This is a genomic window from Streptomyces sp. NPDC052687 (assembly GCF_040678395.1).
In the GTDB taxonomy this organism is placed as follows: Bacteria; Actinomycetota; Actinomycetes; order Streptomycetales; family Streptomycetaceae; genus Streptomyces.
Genome location: NZ_JBFATR010000020.1, coordinates 85,100 through 102,684, shown reverse-complemented (window position 1 = coordinate 102,684; position 17,585 = coordinate 85,100). Strand labels below are relative to the sequence as shown.

Sequence of the window (17,585 nt, the reverse complement as noted above, 5' to 3'; positions counted from 1 at the left end):
ACGGTCGGCCAATTTTGTCGTGTACGCGGTCTTGTGGAGAAGGGCGCACGCTCCTTACTTTCCAGTAAGTCACTCTGAACGCCGCCGTTTTCAGTTTCCTCCGCCATCCCCCACTCCCAGGAGGGAGCAGTCATGCCTGCCCTCGCACGCAGACGGCTCGCCACCGTCGCCGCCGCCCTCGTGCTCGCCGCCACCGCCCCCGCGACCGCCGCCCAGGCCGCCCCCGGCTCCCCCGCCGCCCTGCGGGAGGTGCTGTTCGTCGGCAACAACTGGGACGGCACCGCCGATGTCATCGAGTCCAGCGGGGACTTCGAGCGGATCGGCCGGATCAACGTCGTCCCGGACAAGGAACAGCGGATGGCGGAGATCAAGGCCGACCCGATCAAGTGGATCTACTTCATGGGCATCCGCAACAGCGTCGGCGAGGGCCACGACCAGTTCGTGGACGACATGTACGCCACCCCGGACGGCTCGGCGATGGTCGTCTCGCGGCCCAGTTTCGCCGACGTCGTCTCCCTCGACCTGGCGACCGGCGCGGTCAAGTGGCGCTTCCCGGTGTCGGGTTACCGCGCCGACCACATGGCGGTCTCCCCCGACGGCACCCGCGTCGCGGTCTCCGCGTCCACCTCCAACACCGTGCACGTCCTGGACATCGAGACGGGCAGGCAGATCGGTTCGTTCGCCACCGGCGACAAGCCGCACGAGAACGTCTTCAGCCGGGACGGCAAGTACATCTGGAACATGTCCATCGGCGAGGTGAACACCGCCCTGGACGCCCCCTGGCTGGACTGGACGAAGGGCGACCGGCGCATCACGGTCGCGGACGCCACCACGTTCCGGCAGGTCAAGGTGATCGACATGCGGCAGCGGCTGGACGCGATCGGGCTGAAGGAATACTCCGACGCGGTGCGCCCGGCCGCGTTCAGCCCGGACGAGTCGAAGCTGTACTTCCAGGTGTCGTTCTTCAACGGCTTCTTCGAGTACGACGTCGCCACGGACCGGATCACCCGGACGAAGACCCTGCCGAAGAACCCCGCCACCAGCGAGGACCGCACCACCTGGGTCAACGACTCCCGCCATCACGGCATCACCATGAAGCCGGACGGCACCAAGCTGTGCGTCGCGGGCACCATGGACGACTACGCGACCGTCGTCGACCGCACGACGCTCCGGGAGGGCCCGCTGGTGCCCGTCGCCAAGCCCTACTGGGCGACCGTCAGCGGCGACGGCAAGTCCTGTGTGGTCTCCGAGAGCGGCGCCGACCGGGTGACCGCCATCGACTTCGCCACCGGCGAGAAGACGGCGTCGGTCGCGGTCGGCGACCACCCCCAGCGGGTGCGGCCGGCCCGGGTGCCCGCGGACTGGACGGGCCCGGCGGCCAGGTGACGGGGCGAGCGGTCGACTGACGGGGTGAGCGGTCTGCTGACGGGGTGAGCGGTCTGCTGACGGGGTGAGCGGCGGACGGCGGCTGCCCGGAGCCGCCGCCCAGCTGACGTCAACTGTCCGTTCTGCCGGTCACCTTGAGCAGGTACTCCTTTCGGTTCAGCGGGTTGTGGTCGGTGCGCGGGCGTTCCGGTACGGGAGCGCCCCGCTCGACGGGTGCGTAGTGGTCGAAGGCGCTCTCCAGCTCGGCCTCGCCCCTCGTCAGCCCCGGCAGCCGCTGTTCCAGGGCGTGCACCCGGGCCGCCGGCACCACACCGTCGAGCAGGCAGTGGGCGCCGCGCGTCTCGGTGGTCCGGGGCACGGCCCGCAGCGCGGACAGCACCGGGAGCAGCGCGCCCAGGGTGTCCGCCGGGGCCTGGAGCCGGAACCGGTGCATCGGCTCGTGCACCCGCGTCCCGGCCCGGCGCAGCGCCTCGGTCAGCACCAGCGGGGTCAGGCCCCGGAAGTCCGCGCCGGTGCTCGACATGCTCTTGTCGAAGCCCTGGTGGGCGTGGCTCTGGCGCGGTGAGTACCCGGAGTGGGTCATGGTGACGGTGCAGTCGGTGACCTGCCAGCCGTGCAGGCCCTGGGTGAGGGTCTCGCGCACGGTGTCCTCGACGGCCTTGAAGAAGGCGTACGGCATCGAGCCCAGCTCCACCTCCAGGCGGAACGCGTTGCCCGCGCCGGCCGGGGCGGGCTCGACGCGCAGCCCCACCGTGGCGAGGAACGGATTGCCGTCCTTCTTGTCGAACTCGACGGCCGCGCCGGTGCCGACGGGCCGCTCGACGCACAGCGGTGTCGTCTCGCGGAAGGTGACGCCGAGGCCGTACTCGTCGGCGAGGGTGGCCTGGACGACCTCCTTCTGCACCTCGCCGTAGAGGGACACCGAGGTCTCCTGGCGCACCTCGTCGTGGCGCAGGCCGATCAGCGGGTCCTGCTCGGCCAGCTGGGTGAGCGCCAGATGCAGGGCCCGCCGGTCCGCCGGGCGCGCCGGCTCGACGACGGTCTCCAGCGTGGGCGGGGCGAAGAGGTGCCCGTCCGTGGTGCGGGGTACGCCCAGCCAGTCGCCGATCCTGACCTCGGTGAGGCCCCACAGCCGGGCGATGCGGCCGGCGGTGACCGCGTCCCGGCGGACGTCGGTGCCGTTCTCGAAGACGTGGACGGCGGTCACCCGCCCCTCGTCGCCGCGGGCGCCGAAGCGGATCCGGTCGCGGGTGCGCAGGGTGCCGGAGAAGAGGCGGGCGTAGGCCACCTTCTCCCCCGCCGGGCCGCGCTCCACCTTGAAGACGGTGCCCGAGACGGGGCCGTCGGGGTCGCCGTCGGCGGGGGGCAGCAGCCGCCGGATGCCGTCGGTGAGCGCGTCGACGCCCGCTCCGGTGATCGCGGAACCCGCGTACGCCGGATGGACCAGGCACCGCCGGGTCTGCTCGGCGAGGGCCGTGTGCAGCAGGGCATCGGGGACCGTGCCCTCGACGTAGGCGGCGAGCAGGTCGTCGTCGTGGTCGGCGAGGACGTCGAGGGCGGCCGGGACGGGGCCGGGGGTGAAGCGGGCGGCGGGGGTGCCGAGGGCGGTGGCGGTGCCCATGGGGACGACGGCCGCGGCGAGCCGTTCGGCGGCGGCGCGCAGGACGTCCTCGTAGGCCGCGCCCCGGCGGTCGATCTTGTTGACGAAGAGGAGGGTGGGGATGCGCAGCCGGCGCAGGGTCCGCATCAGCACGCGGGTCTGCGCCTGGACGCCCTCGACGGCCGAGACGACCAGGACGGCGCCGTCCAGCACGCCGAGCACCCGTTCCACCTCGGCGATGAAGTCGGGGTGACCGGGGGTGTCGATGAGGTTGACGGTGACGTCGTCGAGCGGGAAGGAGACGACGGCGGACTTGATGGTGATGCCGCGCCGGCGTTCCAGCGCGAGGGTGTCGGTGCGGGTGCTGCCGGCGTCGACGCTGCCGATCTCGTCGATGACTCCGGCGCTGTGCAGCAGCCGTTCGGTCAGACTGGTCTTACCTGCGTCGACGTGCGCGAGGATCCCGAGGTTGAGCAAGTGCACGAAGCGTCATGTCCTTGGTGAGGGGGGTCATTGCGTGCGAGATGGACATGGACGCAGTGCGCATGGATCGCTCCTCCGGGTGCGACGGACGGGTCGGACGCAGTGCAGCAGAACCGGGGAGCGGGGCGCCAGTGAATTAGCGGGCCGCGAGGCTCGGACGGGCCGGGTCCCGAGGCCGGGGCGGGCCGGGCGTGAGGCGCGAGGCGCGGGCGGGCCGGACCCCGGGGCTCGGGCGGCCGGGTCAGCGCGGTGGGAGCCGGTGCAGGGTGACCTCCGTGAGACGCCCGTCGGCGACGGTGGCGGTCATGTAGGTGCAGTGCGGCTGCCGGCGGCGGTCGGTGGGCGAGCCGGGGTTGAGCAGGCGCAGGCCCGAGGGGGCGGTGGTGTCCCAGGGGATGTGGCTGTGGCCGAAGACCAGCACGTCGAGGTCGGGGAAACGGGCGGCGCAGCGCGCCTCCCGGCCCTGCGCGGCGCCGGTCTCGTGCACGGCGCCGAAGCGCAGGCCGCCCAGTTCGGCACGCGCCACCTCGGGCAGCCGGGCCCGCAGTCCGGGCCCGTCGTTGTTGCCGTACACGCCGATCAGCCGGCGGCAGCGGCGCTCCAGCAGGTCGAGGGTGGCGGTGTCGACCCAGTCGCCGGCGTGGAAGACGACGTCGGCGTGCGGCAGTTGCGCAAGCAGCGGCTCGGGCAGTTCCCTGGCGCGCTTGGGGACGTGGGTGTCGGCCATCAGCAGCAGGCGCACGGGTTCAGCGTACGTCGGTGGTGTGCGGGTCAGTCCTCAGTCCTCACCCCTGACGATGTTCCACTCCGAGGCGGTGTGCGGCGCGTGCGGGCTGTCCGGGTCCTCCACCGGGGCCAGGCAGGTGCGCAGGGCGGGTTTCTCCCTCAGGCGACGGGCCCTGGACCAGCCTGTCTCGGGCCGGCGGGCAGCGGGTTCGTCACTGGTCGAGGTGGTCACGGCAGGGTCCCTTCACTGGGTGTGCTCCCCCGGGTCCCCCACGGTGACCCGGGCGAAACGCCGGGCCCGCTCAGGTGGTCGGGCCGCCGCCGCCGAACGAGCCGCTGGAGCCGCGGTCCCAGCGCGGGCGGTGCTGGTCCTCGCTGGGGGAACCGCCGGTGGGCCGCAGCTCGTGCGGGGTGAGCCGTTCGCCCTCGGCCATGTCGTGCGGCTCGCGCTGCTCGCGGGTCTCGTGCACCGGCCCGGACTCCGGCAGGGTCGGCTGCTTGCCGGTCCTCGACCGCCGGGCCTCGCTGCGGCGCACCCGGATGCCGTACTGGACGGCCCAGATGAGCGCCGCGGTGATGAGGACGCCTGCGATCACGATGATGATCATTCCGACCGGGGAGCCCGAGGCGGCTGTGGTGTACGCGGAGGTGTTCATGGGGGTGCGGGTACCCACCAGGGGTGGATGAATGGCCGGCTGCTTGAGGGAAGGGGGGCGCCGGGCGGGGCGGCGCGGTGGAGTTCCGGGTGTCGTTGCGGCGGGCCGGGGCCCCTTCGCGGGGCACCCTGCCCGCCGTGCGTGGGAGAGCCACCGCTGCTCGGCGCGTCTGTGCCGGGCGAGTCCGGGTCTGGGGCGCCTGTGCCGGGTGACTTCGGGCGCGGCGCGCCTGTGCCGGGCGGGGACGGCTCCCCGCCCGGCGGGTGGCCCTAGGTGTTGGGCCGGGCCACGCTGATGTCGCCGAGGGCGGAATCCGGGTCGCGTTCCATCGCCAGGTCGCCCAGGGAGACGATGCCCACGGGGTGGCCGTGGTCGACGACGGGGACGCGGCGGACCGCGTGCTCGCGCATCAGCTGGACGGCGTGGTCCAGGTCCTCGTCGGGCGTGAGCGTGAACAAGTCCTCGCTGCACACCGAGGCGACCGAGGTCTGCTCCGGGTCGCCGCCCTCGCACAGCGCGCGGACGACCAGGTCGCGGTCGGTGACCAGGCCGCGCAGGGAGTCGTCCTCGGTGACCAGGACGGCGCCGATGTCCTCGTCGCGCATGATCCGGGCGACCTGGGCGACCGAGGTCACCGGTTCCACGGTCACCGGATCGGCGGTCATGATGTCGCGGACGTGCTGGGTCATGGCGTACCTCCTTCTGGCTTCACCTCAGAGGTGGTCGCCGCTCCGGGTACCCGCGCTCAGGTGTCCTCCAGCACGATCTCGCACCACACCTGTTTGCCGCCGCTGACCGGCACGGTGCCCCAGGCCGCCGACATGGCCTCGACGAGCAGCAGGCCGCGCCCGCCGGTGGCCTCCCAGCCGATGCTGGTGGGCCGTACGGGGGTGCGGGGCGAGGAGTCGGCGACGGCGACCCGCAGGCGGCTGCCGACGAGGGTGAGGTCGAGGCGGACCGGGCCGTCGGTGTGCACCAGGGCGTTGGTGACGAGTTCGGAGACGACCAGCAGCACGGCGTCGGCGTACCGGGCGATGCCCCAGGCGCGCAGGGTGCGGTTGGTGAAGCGGCGGGCGTGCCGGACGGCCTCGGGGACGCGCCACACCGTCCAGCTCTCCCGGCGGGGGCGTACGGCCATGCCGTCGTAGCGCATCAGCAGCAGGGCGACGTCGTCGCTGCGGCGGGCCCCGGTGAGCAGGGTGTCCGCGACCAGGCCGAGGTGGGCGGGGTCGGCGCCCGCGAGCCGGCGGGCGAGCTGGTCCATGCCCTGGTCGATGTCGGCGTCCGCGGACTCCACGAGGCCGTCGGTGGTGAGGGTGATCAGGGTGCCGGGCGTCAGGCGCAGCGGGGTCATGGGGAAGTCGGCCTGGGCGACCACGCCGAGCGGCGGGCCACCTTCCGCCTCGACGATCCGGGTGGTGCCGTCGGGGTGGCGCAGGATGGGCGGCAGGTGTCCGGCGCGCACGCACCAGCCGGTGCCCTCCTCCATGTCGACGTCGACGTAGGCGCAGGTGGCGAAGAGGTCGGTCTCCATGTCGACGAGGAGCCGGTTGGCGTGCGAGACGACCACGTCGGGCGGGTGGCCCTCGACGGCGTAGGCGCGCAGCGCGGTGCGCATCTGGCCCATCAGGGTGGCGGCGGCGGCGCTGTGGCCCTGCACGTCGCCGATGACGAGGGCGACGTGGTGGTCGGGCAGCGGGATGACGTCGTACCAGTCGCCGCCGACCTCGAGTCCGGCGGTGGCGGGCAGATAGCGGGCGACGGCGACCGCGCCCGGCAGGGTGGGCAGGCGGCGGGGCAGCAGCTGGCGCTGGAGCATGCCGACGAGTTCGTGCTCGGCGTCGAACGCGCGGGCGCGCATCAGGGCCTGTCCGGCGAGGCCGGCGGAGACGGTGAGCAGGGCGCGTTCGTCGGGGCCGAAGTCGTGCGGGCGGTCCCAGCCGATGAGGCAGGCGCCGGCCATCCGGCCGCCGGCGGGCAGCGGCAGCACGGCGAGGCCGCCGGGCCCGACCTCGGCGAGGGCGGGTTCCAGCGGGGTGCCAGCGGGCCAGATCTGGGCGCGGCCCTCGCGCAGGGCGGTGGCGAGGGTGGGCATGGCGCGCACGGGCGCGTCGGGCCACTCGGTGCGCCACTCCAGGCGCCACAGCTCGGGCCAGGCCTCGGGTTCGGGCGGGTCGAGGACGGTGACGACGAGCCGGTCGTGTTCCAGTTCGGCGAGGGCGATGCGGTCGGCGCGCAGCGGCCGGCGCAGGGCGGCGACCACGGCCTTGCTGACCTCGCGGACCGTGCCGGCGGTGGCGAGGGCGGAGGCGAGCCGCTGGACGCGGGCGACGTCGGTGACGTCGGAGCGCAGTCCGGCGGCGTCCTCGACGGTGCCGACGAGCAGTGCGGGCCGGCCCTCGCCGCCCGGCAGGAGCCGGCCGCGCAGCCGTAGCCAGCGGGGCGGTCCGGCGGGCCGCACCACCCGGAACTCCAGCTCCCGCTCGCCGACGGTCATGTGGTCGGCCTCGACCACGGACATGAGTGAGGGCAGGTCCTCGGGGACGGTGAGGCCGAGCAGGGTCTCGACCCGGCCGTCGAAGTCGTCGCGGGTGACGCCGAACAGGTGAAGGAGTGCGTCGCCGGCCTCGACCCGGCCGCTGTCCATGGCGAGGGAGAAGGCGTTGGGCGGGAGTTCACCGCCCTCCGCGCGGCCGGGCGGGGTGGGGCAGGAGACGGCGTCCGCGATGAGTTCGAGGGACGTGCGCTGGTGGGTGTCGAAGCCGTGGGGTTGCTCGCTGACCGCGAGCAGACAGCCGCCGCCGGTGTCCCGGTGCGCGGGCAGGGCGGCGAGGTGGAACTCCGGTCCGGGCGTGCGCCGGCTGTCGGAGCGGGCGGCCAGGTCGGCGGGGCCCAGCCAGACCGGCTGCCGGGCGCGGTGGGCGTCGGCGACCGGGGAGCGCCCGGCGAGCGGATACGTGTCGCGCAGTCCGTAGAGCGTGCGGGGGACGCCGGCCGACTCCACCAGGCACAGCTGGTCGCCGCCCTCGGCGGGGGTGTACACGGCGGCGAAGGTGGCCCCCGCGAAGACCAGGGCCTGTTCGAGGACGCGGTGCAGCCGTCCGGGTGCGCCGCGGTCCTCCATGATCGCTCGCAGGGCGGTCTCGGCGCGCGGCGTCGCCGTTCCGCGTCCCGCAGCGCCCTCACTGACCACGTCCGTATTACAGCGCTAATGCGACGACCGCGCAGCCCCTGCGGTCGCGGCGGGGGGGGCGGTGCGGGGGGCGACAGGCGGCCGGTGCGGGGTCGGCGGGGGGCCGGGACGGGGGTCGGCGGGGGGCCGGGACGGGGGTCGGCAGGCGGCCGGGTCGACGGACGGCCCGTGCGGGGTCGGCAGGCGGCCCGGTCGATGGGCGGCCGGTACGGGGCCGGCAGGCGGCCGTTCGAGGTCGGCAGGCGGCTGGTGCGGGCTGACGGGCGGCCGGAACGGGCTCTACGGGCGGCCCATGCCGGTCTACGGGCGGCCCATGCCGGTCGGCGGGCGGCCCGTGCAGGGCCGGCAGGCGACCGTTCGGGGGCGACGGGCAGCCCGTGCGGGGGCGACGGGCGGCCCGTGCGGGCGTCGACGGGCGGCCGGTGCAGGGCCGACGGACGGCCGTTCGGCGCTCGAGTGCTCGAAACGGCTCGAACGTGTCTTGACGCGTGCGTTCCGCACGGCGACCTCGTGACAGGCGTGACTGTCCGGAGCCACGGCGTGGCTGGAAAGCTCGGTGCCGTCACGGAGGGGGACGCATGGACAAGCGGTACGAGGTGTACGCGCTCGCGGACGGTCACTTCTACGACACACCGGACCGGCTGACGGGCGCGGGGAGCGAGGCCGCCCCGCTGTACGCGACGGCGCGGCGTGAGGTGCCCGAGGGCTGGCGCGCGGCGCGCACCGGGGACTGGCTGACGCTGACCCCGCTCGGCTCGGACGGCGAGCCGCTGCCCGGGCCGGCCCAGGGCTGGAAGGTGCACGCGTCGGCCACCCGCGGGAACGCGGAGCGGATCGCGGAGATCGTCTGGGACTACTGCGTGCCGCGCCGCATCCCGTTCAAGTACGTGCCGGCCCCGCATCTGCTGCACCTGCGCAACGCCAAGTACGCGCCGCGCGAGGGCAGCGGCAAGTTCGTCACCCTCTACCCGGCCGACGAGCGGCAGCTGCACCAGGTGCTGACCGACCTCGGCGCCCTGCTGAAGGGCATGGAGGGGCCGTACATCCTCACCGATCTGCGCTGGGAGGACGGCCCGCTGCACGTCCGCTACGGCGCCTTCGCGCGCTCCTACGTGGTCGACGAGCGCGGGTCGCTGGTACCGGCGCTGCGCGACGGCGAGGGGCGGCTGGTTCCGGACCGGCGCGATCCGGCATTCCGGGTGCCGGAGTGGGTGACGCTGCCGGACTTCCTGGCTCCGCAGCTGGCGGCCCGCAACGCCACCACGGTCGGTGACCTGCCGTACCGGATCGAGAAGGCGCTGCACTTCTCCAACGGCGGCGGGGTGTACGCGGGCACCGACACCCGCGACGGGCGCAAGGTGGTGCTGAAGGAGGCGCGGCCCCACGCGGGGCTCGCGGCCGACGGCGCGGACGCGGTGGCCCGGCTGGAGCGCGAGAAGGAGGCCCTGGAGCGGGTGGCCGGGACCGGGGTGGTGCCGGAGGTGCGTGACTGGTTCACGCTGGGCGAGCACCGGTTCCTGGTGATGGACTTCGTCGAGGGCCGGCCGCTCAACTCCTTCTTCGCCGAGCGGCACCCGCTGCTGCTGCCGGAGCCGGACCCGCGGGCCGTCGCCGACTACACGGCGTGGGCGCTGCGGATCCACGGCGCGGTGGAGCGGGCCGTGGCGGCGGTGCACGAGCGCGGGATCGTCTTCAACGACCTGCACGTCTTCAACATCATGGTGGCGCCCGACGAGGAGTCGGTGTTCCTGCTGGACTTCGAGGCGGCGGCACCGGCCGCCGAGCGGGGCCGCCAGGTGGTCGCCCATCCGGGGTTCTTCGCGCCGCCGGACCGCCGGGGCACCGATGTCGACCGTTATGCGCTGGCGTGTCTGCGGCTCGCCCTGTTCCTGCCGGTGACCACGCTGTTCGTGGTCGACCGGGGCAAGGCGGCCCATCTCGCCGAGGTCATCGCCGAGCAGTTCCCCGACGTGCCGCGGGCGTTCCTGGACGAGGCGGTCGCGGAGATCACCCGGGACACCGCGGGCGGCGCCCCCGTGCGGCAGGTGCGGCCCGTGGACCCGGGCGACTGGCCGCGCAGCCGGGACTCGATGGTCGAGGCGATCCTCGCCTCCGCCACGCCCGAGCGCACGGACCGGCTCTTTCCCGGGGACATCGCCCAGTTCTCCGACGGCGGTGGCCTGGGCCTCGCGCACGGCGCGGCCGGGGTGCTGTACGCGCTGGCGGAGGTCGGCGCGGACCGGTACGAGGAGGGCGAGCGCTGGCTCCTCGACCGCACCGCGCCGCCGCCCGCGGGCACCCCGCTGGGTCTGTACGACGGTCTGGCGGGCGTGGCGCTGGTGCTGGACCGGCTCGGGCACCGGCAGCGCGCCCTGGACGTGGTCGGCGGCGTGCTGCGGGAACGCTGGCAGCGCCTGTCCTCGGACCTGCACGGCGGGCTCGCCGGACTGGGCCTGGTCCTCGACCACCTCGCCGGCACCACCGGCGAGACGGAGCTGCGCGAGCGGGCCGCAGAGGCCGCGGAGATCGTCGTACGCCGGCTCGGCGAGCCGCGCCCCGAGACGCCGCGGCGGCGGGCCGGGCTCATGCGCGGGGCGAGCGGCCAGGCGCTGTTCCTGCTGCGGCGGTACGAGGCCACCGGCGACCGGGAACTGCTGGCGGCGGCCGGGCGGGCGCTGCGCCAGGACCTGGCGAGCTGCGTGGTCCGCGAGGGCGGGGCGCTGGAGGTCGACGAGGGGTGGCGGACGCTGCCGTACCTCGGCGACGGCAGCGCCGGGCTGGGCATGGTCCTCGACGACTACCTCTCCCACGCGGCCGACGACACGGGCGAGTTCGAGCGGGCCCGCGCGGGCGTGCTCACCGCCGCGACCTGCCGCTTCTACGCGCAGCCCGGACTGTTCCAGGGCCGCGCCGGAATGATCCTGCACCTCAGCCGCACCACCGCGCCCGGCACCGGTCTCCGTGACCGGCTGGCCGAGCAGATCGCCGGGCTCGGCTGGCTCGCGATGCCGTACCAGGGGCGGCTCGCGTTCCCCGGGCACCAGATGATGCGGCTCTCCATGGACCTGGCCACCGGAACGGCCGGCTGCCTGCTGGCGCTCGGCGCCGCCCTCGGCGACGCGCCCGCCGCCCTGCCGTTCCTCCCGCCGCCCGCCGGGCGGCCCTCATGACGCGGTTCCCCGGTCCGCCGGACCGGAGGAGTCGTGAACCGCACCCGTCCCCACGGGATGCACGCGAAACACCCATCAGGGCAACCATGATGATCACGGAAAGGAACAGAAGATGGCTCTTCTCGACCTGCAGACGATGGAAGCCGACGAGCACACCGGTGGCGGCGGCGCCAGCACGGTGAGCCTGCTCTCCTGCACCAGCGCCGCGAGCGTCCTGCTCTGTCTCTGACCGGCAGCGCGTCACCGGGCCCCGGGCGGCCGTCTCCCGCGAGGGAGGCGCCGCCCGGGGCCTTCCCGCGAGCGCTACAGCCAGCCCTCGCCCTGCGAGATGCGTATCGCGTCGATGCGGTTGCGGGCGCCGGTCTTGCGGGTGATGGCCGCGAGGTAGTTGCGCACGGTGCCGCGCGAGAGATGCAGGCTGCCGGCTATCTCGTCGATGGACGCGCCCTGGGCGGCGAGGCTGAGCACGCTCAGCTCGCGGCCGGTCAGCGGCATCTGGGCCGCCTTGAGGAAGCCGAAGCCGAGAGAGTCGTCGACGAACCGTTCCCCCGCGGCGACCTGGCGGATTCCGTGCACCAGGCGGTCGGGCGGGCCCGCCTTGTCGACATAGCCGAGCGCGCCCGCCTCGGCGGCGCGTCTGAGCAGCCCCGGCCGGTCCGCGCCGGCCAGCACCAGCAGGCGCGGGGGTCTGTCGCCGCCGCGCCCCGACAGCTCGTTCAGCGGCGGGATGCCGTAGCGGCCCGTGTACTCGAGGTCCGCGGCGCAGACGTCCGGCCGTAAGGAACGGACCCGCCCCGGGGCGGCCCGCCAAGGGGAGTCGTAGACCCCCAGGTCGGGTTCCCGGCGCAGCCAGTCCGCCAGGACCGATCGCACCAAACACGCGTCGTGCACCAGCAGCACCCGGATCAACACTGCCCCTCTCAGACTGCCGTCGCCGGTTCGAGGTGATGAGCGCCTGCCCATTCTTGGCGGCCCCGCGCCCGTCCGGCCGCGCAGAACCGGCCAACGGGACGCGCGAGGGCGCGCACCCCGCGCCCGTGCACCGGGGCACGCTTCCCTCCAGGAGGCGTGAGGTGCGGCAGAGGGGGTGCGAGAGAGAGTTCCGGCTGGGGATGGCGCGGTGAACGGGCGTGCTCAGCGTGCGGCGTGGGGGCCGCTCGCCGTGCGGGGGCGGCCGGGACGCGAGAGATTTGTTGCCTGGAGACGCGCTCGCGGCGCCGCGAGGAGGTGGTCGGCGTGTCCGACGGGCAGCCCGCGCAGGCACCGGCGGCCGGCCGGCATCCGGTCGGCGGTCCGCTGCTGTCCCTGGCGCTTGCCGCGATGATCGACGGGGTTCACGCCCACTCCGGTGCGGTGTACCTGCTCTCCCCCGACGAGCAGGTGCTGGAGATGGCCGTGATGGCTGGGCTGCCCCGCGCCTTCGCCGCGCCCTGGGAACGGGTGTCGACGAGCGCCCCGCTGCCGTTGTCGGAGGCGGTGCGCGAACGCCGGCTGGTCTGGATCGGCGACGAGGAGGAGATGGCCCGCCGCTATCCGCGGGTGGCCGTGGTGCTGCCGTACCCCTTCGCGCTGGCCGCGCTGCCGGTGGCGGCCGGTGACACGGTGTACGGCGGGGTCTTCGTCACCTGGCCCGGTGTGCGCACGCCGGTGCTGTCCGACTGGGAGCGGGAGCATCTGACGTCCGCTTGCGAGCGGCTGGCGCTTCGGCTGGAGCGGGCCGCGCGGGACGGCCGTCCGGTGCTGCCGGAGCCGGATCTGCTCGCGGCGCCCACGGTGGGCGGCGTGACCGGCACGATCGGTGCGATCGAGGCGGTCCGGCTGGTGTCCCGGCTGCCGTACGGGCTGTGCTCGCTCGATCTGCACGGCCGGGTGGCCTACGCCAACCCGGCGGCGGCCGAGCTGATCGGCCAGCCGGTGCGCCGGCTGGTGGGCCATCAGCTGTGGGCGACGGTGCCGTGGCTGAACGACCCGGTGTACGAGGACCGGTACCGGGCCGCGCTGTTCAGCCAGCACCCCACGTCGTTCGTGGCGCTGCGCCCGCCGGGTGACTGGCTGTCGTTCCGGCTGTACCCGAGCACGTCGGGACTGAGCGTGCGCATCACCCGGACCGGGGCGATGACGGGGACCGGCCGGGCCGGGCCGCGTGCCGCCGACGGCCCGAGCCGGCTGGTCACCATCTCGCAGGTGCTGACGCTCGCCAGCGCGCTGACCGAGGCGGTGGGCGTGCAGGACGTGGTGCAGCTGGTCGCCGACGAACTCGCCCCCGCGGTCGGCAGCCAGGCCCTGGTGGTGCTCGGCACCCGGGCGGGCCGGCTGCGGGTGCTGGGCCATCGCGGCTACCGGGACCCGCGCGTGGTGGAGCGGTTCGACGGCACGCCGCTCGGCGCGCAGACTCCGGGCGCGCACGCCCTGAGCACCGGGGTGCCCGCGTTCTTCGAGTCACGGGAGGAGCTGGAGCGGCTGTATCCGGCGCGGTCCGCGACCCCGGACGGGTTCGCCGCCTGGGCGTATCTGCCGCTGATCGCCTCGGGACGCCCGGTCGGCACGTGCGTGCTCGCCTACGCCGAGCCGCATCCCTTCTCCACCGACGAGCGGGCGGTGCTGAGCAGTGTGGCCGGGCTGGTCGCGCTGGCCCTGGAACGGGCGCTGCTGTACGACGTGAAACACCAGCTGGCGCACGGCCTCCAGGCGGCGCTGCTGCCGCCCTCGCTGCCGCCGCTGCCCGGCATCGAGGCGGCGGCCCGCTATCTGCCGAGCACCCGGGGCATGGACATCGGCGGCGACTTCTACGACGTGGTGCCCGTGCCGGGCGGCGCGGCGGCCGTGATCGGGGACGTGCAGGGGCACAACGTGACCGCGGCGGGCCTGATGGGGCAGATCCGGACGGCCGTACGGGCGTACACCACCGTCGGCCAGTCGCCGCAGGAGGTGATGCGCAGCACCAACCGGCTGCTGATCGACCTCGGCGTCGATCTGTTCGCGAGCTGTCTGTATCTGCGGCTCGACCCGGCGGGCGGGCGGGCCGTGATGGCGCGGGCCGGGCATCCGCCGCCGCTGCTGCGCCGGCCGGACGGGCGGGTGCGGGTGCTCGATCTGGCGGGCGGTCCGCTGCTGGGCATCGACGCGTCGGCCGGGTATCCGACGACGGAGGTGGAGCTGGCGCCCGGCTCGGTGCTCCTGCTCTACACCGACGGGCTGATCGAGTCCCCCGGCGTCGACATCGAGGAGGCGCTCGCCGTCCTCGGGCAGCGGCTGAGCGAGGCCGGGGAGCTGCCGCTGGACGAGCTGGCCGACGTGCTGATCGGGCAGGGGGCGGAGGAGCGGGCGGACGATGTCGCGTTGCTGCTGCTGCGGTCGCGGACGTGAGGCGGGAAAGCGGCCGGGCCCCTCCGCCGAGGGGCCCGGCCGGTCTCACCGACCCATCGGCGGAGGTCAGTGAGGCTGGGTCGGCCCGGACTCGCCGGCGCCGTCGTCCTCGCCGCCGGGCTGCTCACCGGCTCCGGTGTCCTGTCCGTCGCCGGTGCCCTGGTGATCGCCGCCCGCCTGCTGACCGGGGGCGGCGCCTTCCTGACCGGGAGCGGCCCCTTCCTGACCGCTCCCGGCGCCTTGCTGCTCGTTTCCGGCGTCCTGCCCGCCGTTGCCGACGTCCTGTGCGTCACCGCCGACGTCCTGTGCGTCACCGCCGACGCCTTCGTCACCGCCGACGCCCTGGTCGCCGCCGACGCCTTCTTCGCCGCCGGCATCCTGGTCCCCGCCGACGCCCTCGTCCGCGCCGCCGGCTCCCTCGTCCGCGCCGCCGGCGCCGGCCGCGCCGCCCTCGCCGAGCGTCGCGCCCACCGCCTCCAGCGCGGTGGTGACGGGCTGGAAGAACGTCTCCCCGCCGGCCGTGCAGTCACCGCTGCCGCCGGAGGTGAGGCCGAGGGCGAGGCCGTCCTGGGTGAACATCGAGCCGCCGCTGTCGCCGGGTTCGGCGCAGACGTTCGTCTGGATGAGCCCGGTGACGGTGCCCTCCGGGTAGTTGACGGTGGCGTCGAGTCCGGTGACCGTGCCGTCGGCGAGTCCCGTGGTGCTGCCCATGCGGAACACCTCCTGGCCGACGGTGGCCTCCGCCGCCTGGAGGATCGGCACGGCCTGCCCCTCGGCGTTCACCTCGCTGGGCGCCTGGGTGGCGGGGTCGTCGTACTTCACCAGTGCGAAGTCGCCCTGACCGGGGAAGACGGCTTGGTCGACGGTGCCGATCGGCGCGCCGCCCTGGGCGTCGGACCACTCGGCCGCCGCGACGCCGCAGTGGCCGGCGGTCAGGAACGCCGGGGTGCCGTCGCCCGCGGTCACGTTGAAACCGAGGGAACAGCGGGCGCCACCGCCGAAGATGGCGTCACCCCCCGAGGCGAACGTCCTGAATGTGCCGGAGGACTTGCGCAGGGTCGCCTTCTCCTGGCCGAGGCTCCGCACGGCGGACTCCAGCGTGTCCCATTCGGCGCCGGTGACGGTGGAGTCGGCGGTGACGACGACCTTGTTGGTCCGCGGGTCGACGGCCCAGGCGGTGCCGGGGATGGTCGCCTCGCTCTTCAAGGTCCGCGCGGCGGCCTTGAGCTCGGCGGTGCTGTTGTCGACCTGGCGGACCGCCGCGCCCGCCTTCTTGGCCTGGACGACGAGCTGGTTGTTGTCGCCGACCACGTTGACGACGAGCTGCTGCCGGCCGGCGTCGTAGTAGGACCCGGCGAAGGCGTCGCCCAGCAGTCCGGCGAGCCGGCCGGCGAGGTCCGAGGCGTCCGCGGCCTTCAGGGCACGGGGTGCGGCCTGGGGCTCCGCCGCGCCGTCCTGGGACGCGTTGGCGTGGGGCAGCAGGAGCGCCGCCGCTCCGAGCGCCGCCACGCCGCCCGCGGCCAGCACGGCTTTGCGCTTCGGAATGCGCTTGTGACTCAAGACTTCTCGACCTCCTGGGGGGACCGGGTGCGGGCCGCCCTGCGGCGGCGGTTAGGGGCGCCTGGATGGCCACTGGTACGCAGCGCACGCGCGGGGTGTTCAACCACGTGTGCGAAACCGGACCACGTTGGCGAGAAACCGGCCACCCGGACGGGTGATACGCGCCACGCAGAGGTGCGATACCGAACGGCCCGCCGGGGAAAAGTCCCTCCATGACGATGACCCCGGCCGAGGCCGAGAAGATCCTGTCCGCGAACTTCGCCCCCTGGGTGCGGGAACTCGGCCTCGCCGTGGAGTCGTTGGGCGACGACCGGGCGACCCTGCGGCTGCCCTGGTCGGACCGGCTGGCCCGGGAGGGCGGCGCGCTGTCGGGGCAGGCGCTGATGGCCGCGGCGGACACCGCGACGGTGATCGCCGTCTCGGCGGCGCGCGGCGCCTTCGTGCCGATGACGACTGTTCAGCAGTCGACGTCCTTCCAGCGCGCGGTGACCGGCTCGGACGTCCTGGTCACGGCGGTGCTCACCAAGCTGGGCCGCCGGATGGCGTTCGCGGACGTCACCATGACGGCGGAGCCGAGCGGGGACCTCGCGGCCCACGCGAGCACGGTCTACGCCCTTCTTGGCTGACACGGTCCGCGATCGACCGGACACGGTCTGTCCCGGTCGCGTAGCGGAACGAGAGCTTCAGGGAATCTGCACAGCGACTGCCCAACCGGCTCACCGGACACGGACGGTCCGCCCCGGCCGGCGGCGCCGGACGCGCCATTGGGGCGGGTGTGCCGGATTCGCCGAACGGGCGGCAAGCGGTGGTGTGCGCCGATGCCGTGCGGCATGTGAAGAAGTCGCCGACAAGCCGTGCGCGCACCTGCACGGTTGGGCACGCCGAGGGCTCAAATGCCCTGGTGGGGAGGCTGGTTGAGTGGAGGACGAAGGTCGCCGCGTGTTTTGATCCATCGCACCGCGGGGGCCGCGAGGGGCGTCCCGCACGGGGCGCACCGCGCCGGGCCCGCGGTTCGCGGCCGTCCGTCTGTCCCCAGAGGGGGCCGCTCCCCCCTTGAGAAATATCCATATGAAGGGAAGTTCCATCATGAACTCCACCCCCCAGGTTGAGACCGCCGAGATCTCCGACGCCGAGCTCGACAACGTCTCCGGCGGCCTGCACGTGAACTCGCTGGGCACCGTCACCGGCCTGGTGGACGGCGTCGCCCCGGTCTCCGGCCTGGTCGACACGGCCGTCGGCACCGTCGAGGGTGTCACCGGCCTGAACACCGCCCCGGTCACCGCCCTGGTCGCCGGTCTCTGATCGCGCCTCAGGGTGGACGAAGAGTCCCCCGGGGCGGGCGCCCCCCCCGCCCCCCCCCGCGCGCCCCCCGCCCGGGGCCGGGGAGTGCGCCGGGAGCGCAGAGTTACACCGCCACAAGGAAAAAGGTAGCGGGTTTGCCGGCT

At 74.3% G+C, this 17,585-nt stretch carries 14 protein-coding genes; 6 read left to right on the top strand and 8 right to left on the bottom strand.

Annotated features, from left to right (window positions below):
* Window positions 1-132 precede the first annotated feature (132 nt).
* Window positions 133-1,386, top strand: coding sequence for a YncE family protein (locus AB0K92_RS18465; RefSeq protein ID WP_365924092.1), 1,254 nt, complete (start codon window positions 133-135; stop codon window positions 1,384-1,386).
* Between the two features lie 109 nt (window positions 1,387-1,495).
* Here AB0K92_RS18465 and AB0K92_RS18460 read toward each other — a convergent pair whose 3' ends face one another.
* The 6 genes from AB0K92_RS18460 to AB0K92_RS18435 form a co-directional block, all read right to left on the bottom strand.
* The gene (locus AB0K92_RS18460) at window positions 1,496-3,469 is read right to left on the bottom strand and encodes a translation factor GTPase family protein (RefSeq protein WP_365924090.1); all 1,974 of its coding nucleotides are present in this window, start codon (window positions 3,467-3,469) and stop codon (window positions 1,496-1,498) included.
* A gap of 241 nt (window positions 3,470-3,710) precedes the next feature.
* Window positions 3,711-4,211 (bottom strand): metallophosphoesterase, encoded by a 501-nt coding sequence (locus AB0K92_RS18455; protein WP_365924088.1) that lies wholly within the window; start codon window positions 4,209-4,211, stop codon window positions 3,711-3,713.
* Between the two features lie 36 nt (window positions 4,212-4,247).
* A complete protein-coding gene (locus tag AB0K92_RS18450) occupies window positions 4,248-4,427 on the bottom strand; it encodes a hypothetical protein (RefSeq protein WP_365924086.1) in 180 nt (59 codons plus the stop codon).
* 70 nt (window positions 4,428-4,497) lie between these two features.
* A complete protein-coding gene (locus tag AB0K92_RS18445; protein WP_206313181.1) occupies window positions 4,498-4,851 on the bottom strand; it encodes a DUF6479 family protein in 354 nt (117 codons plus the stop codon).
* 269 nt (window positions 4,852-5,120) lie between these two features.
* Window positions 5,121-5,540 (bottom strand): CBS domain-containing protein, encoded by a 420-nt coding sequence (locus AB0K92_RS18440; RefSeq protein WP_166004179.1) that lies wholly within the window; start codon window positions 5,538-5,540, stop codon window positions 5,121-5,123.
* A 56-nt stretch (window positions 5,541-5,596) separates the two neighbouring features.
* A complete protein-coding gene (locus AB0K92_RS18435) occupies window positions 5,597-8,044 on the bottom strand; it encodes a SpoIIE family protein phosphatase (protein ID WP_365924083.1) in 2,448 nt (815 codons plus the stop codon).
* Window positions 8,045-8,622: 578 nt separating this feature from the next.
* On the opposite strand from AB0K92_RS18435, the gene lanKC reads away from it, so the two are divergent.
* Window positions 8,623-11,214, top strand: a complete 2,592-nt coding sequence (lanKC, locus tag AB0K92_RS18430; RefSeq protein ID WP_365924080.1) for a class III lanthionine synthetase LanKC — start codon at window positions 8,623-8,625, stop codon at window positions 11,212-11,214.
* A 112-nt stretch (window positions 11,215-11,326) separates the two neighbouring features.
* Window positions 11,327-11,443: a SapB/AmfS family lanthipeptide gene (locus AB0K92_RS18425; protein WP_365924078.1), complete on the top strand. Its 117-nt coding sequence runs from the start codon at window positions 11,327-11,329 to the stop codon at window positions 11,441-11,443.
* A 74-nt stretch (window positions 11,444-11,517) separates the two neighbouring features.
* Here the strand turns inward: AB0K92_RS18425 and AB0K92_RS18420 are convergent, their stop codons facing one another.
* Window positions 11,518-12,123, bottom strand: coding sequence for a response regulator transcription factor (locus tag AB0K92_RS18420; RefSeq protein ID WP_365924076.1), 606 nt, complete (start codon window positions 12,121-12,123; stop codon window positions 11,518-11,520).
* 318 nt (window positions 12,124-12,441) lie between these two features.
* Here AB0K92_RS18420 and AB0K92_RS18415 point away from each other — a divergent pair, with 318 nt between their 5' ends.
* Complete coding sequence (locus tag AB0K92_RS18415; RefSeq protein ID WP_365924074.1) at window positions 12,442-14,580, top strand: SpoIIE family protein phosphatase; 2,139 nt, start codon at window positions 12,442-12,444, stop codon at window positions 14,578-14,580.
* A 66-nt stretch (window positions 14,581-14,646) separates the two neighbouring features.
* Here the strand turns inward: AB0K92_RS18415 and AB0K92_RS18410 are convergent, their stop codons facing one another.
* Window positions 14,647-16,140: a S1 family peptidase gene (locus AB0K92_RS18410; protein WP_365924072.1), complete on the bottom strand. Its 1,494-nt coding sequence runs from the start codon at window positions 16,138-16,140 to the stop codon at window positions 14,647-14,649.
* A gap of 212 nt (window positions 16,141-16,352) precedes the next feature.
* Here AB0K92_RS18410 and AB0K92_RS18405 point away from each other — a divergent pair, with 212 nt between their 5' ends.
* On the top strand, window positions 16,353-16,766 hold the full coding sequence (locus tag AB0K92_RS18405) for a PaaI family thioesterase (protein WP_365924070.1): 414 nt from the start codon (window positions 16,353-16,355) through the stop codon (window positions 16,764-16,766).
* Window positions 16,767-17,226: 460 nt separating this feature from the next.
* The gene (locus AB0K92_RS18400) at window positions 17,227-17,442 is read left to right on the top strand and encodes a type A2 lantipeptide (RefSeq protein WP_166004168.1); all 216 of its coding nucleotides are present in this window, start codon (window positions 17,227-17,229) and stop codon (window positions 17,440-17,442) included.
* Window positions 17,443-17,585 lie beyond the last annotated feature (143 nt).

What these genes read in the sequence shown, in the direction of transcription:
- AB0K92_RS18440 (WP_166004179.1), bottom strand. Translation starts at nt 5,540, where the DNA reads ATGACCCAGCACGTCCGCGACATCATGACCGCCGATCCGGTGACCGTG.
- AB0K92_RS18465 (WP_365924092.1), top strand. Translation starts at nt 133, where the DNA reads ATGCCTGCCCTCGCACGCAGACGGCTCGCCACCGTCGCCGCCGCCCTC.
- AB0K92_RS18400 (WP_166004168.1), top strand. Translation starts at nt 17,227, where the DNA reads ATGAACTCCACCCCCCAGGTTGAGACCGCCGAGATCTCCGACGCCGAG.
- AB0K92_RS18425 (WP_365924078.1), top strand. Translation starts at nt 11,327, where the DNA reads ATGGCTCTTCTCGACCTGCAGACGATGGAAGCCGACGAGCACACCGGT.
- AB0K92_RS18445 (WP_206313181.1), bottom strand. Translation starts at nt 4,851, where the DNA reads ATGAACACCTCCGCGTACACCACAGCCGCCTCGGGCTCCCCGGTCGGA.
- AB0K92_RS18405 (WP_365924070.1), top strand. Translation starts at nt 16,353, where the DNA reads ATGACGATGACCCCGGCCGAGGCCGAGAAGATCCTGTCCGCGAACTTC.
- lanKC (WP_365924080.1), top strand. Translation starts at nt 8,623, where the DNA reads ATGGACAAGCGGTACGAGGTGTACGCGCTCGCGGACGGTCACTTCTAC.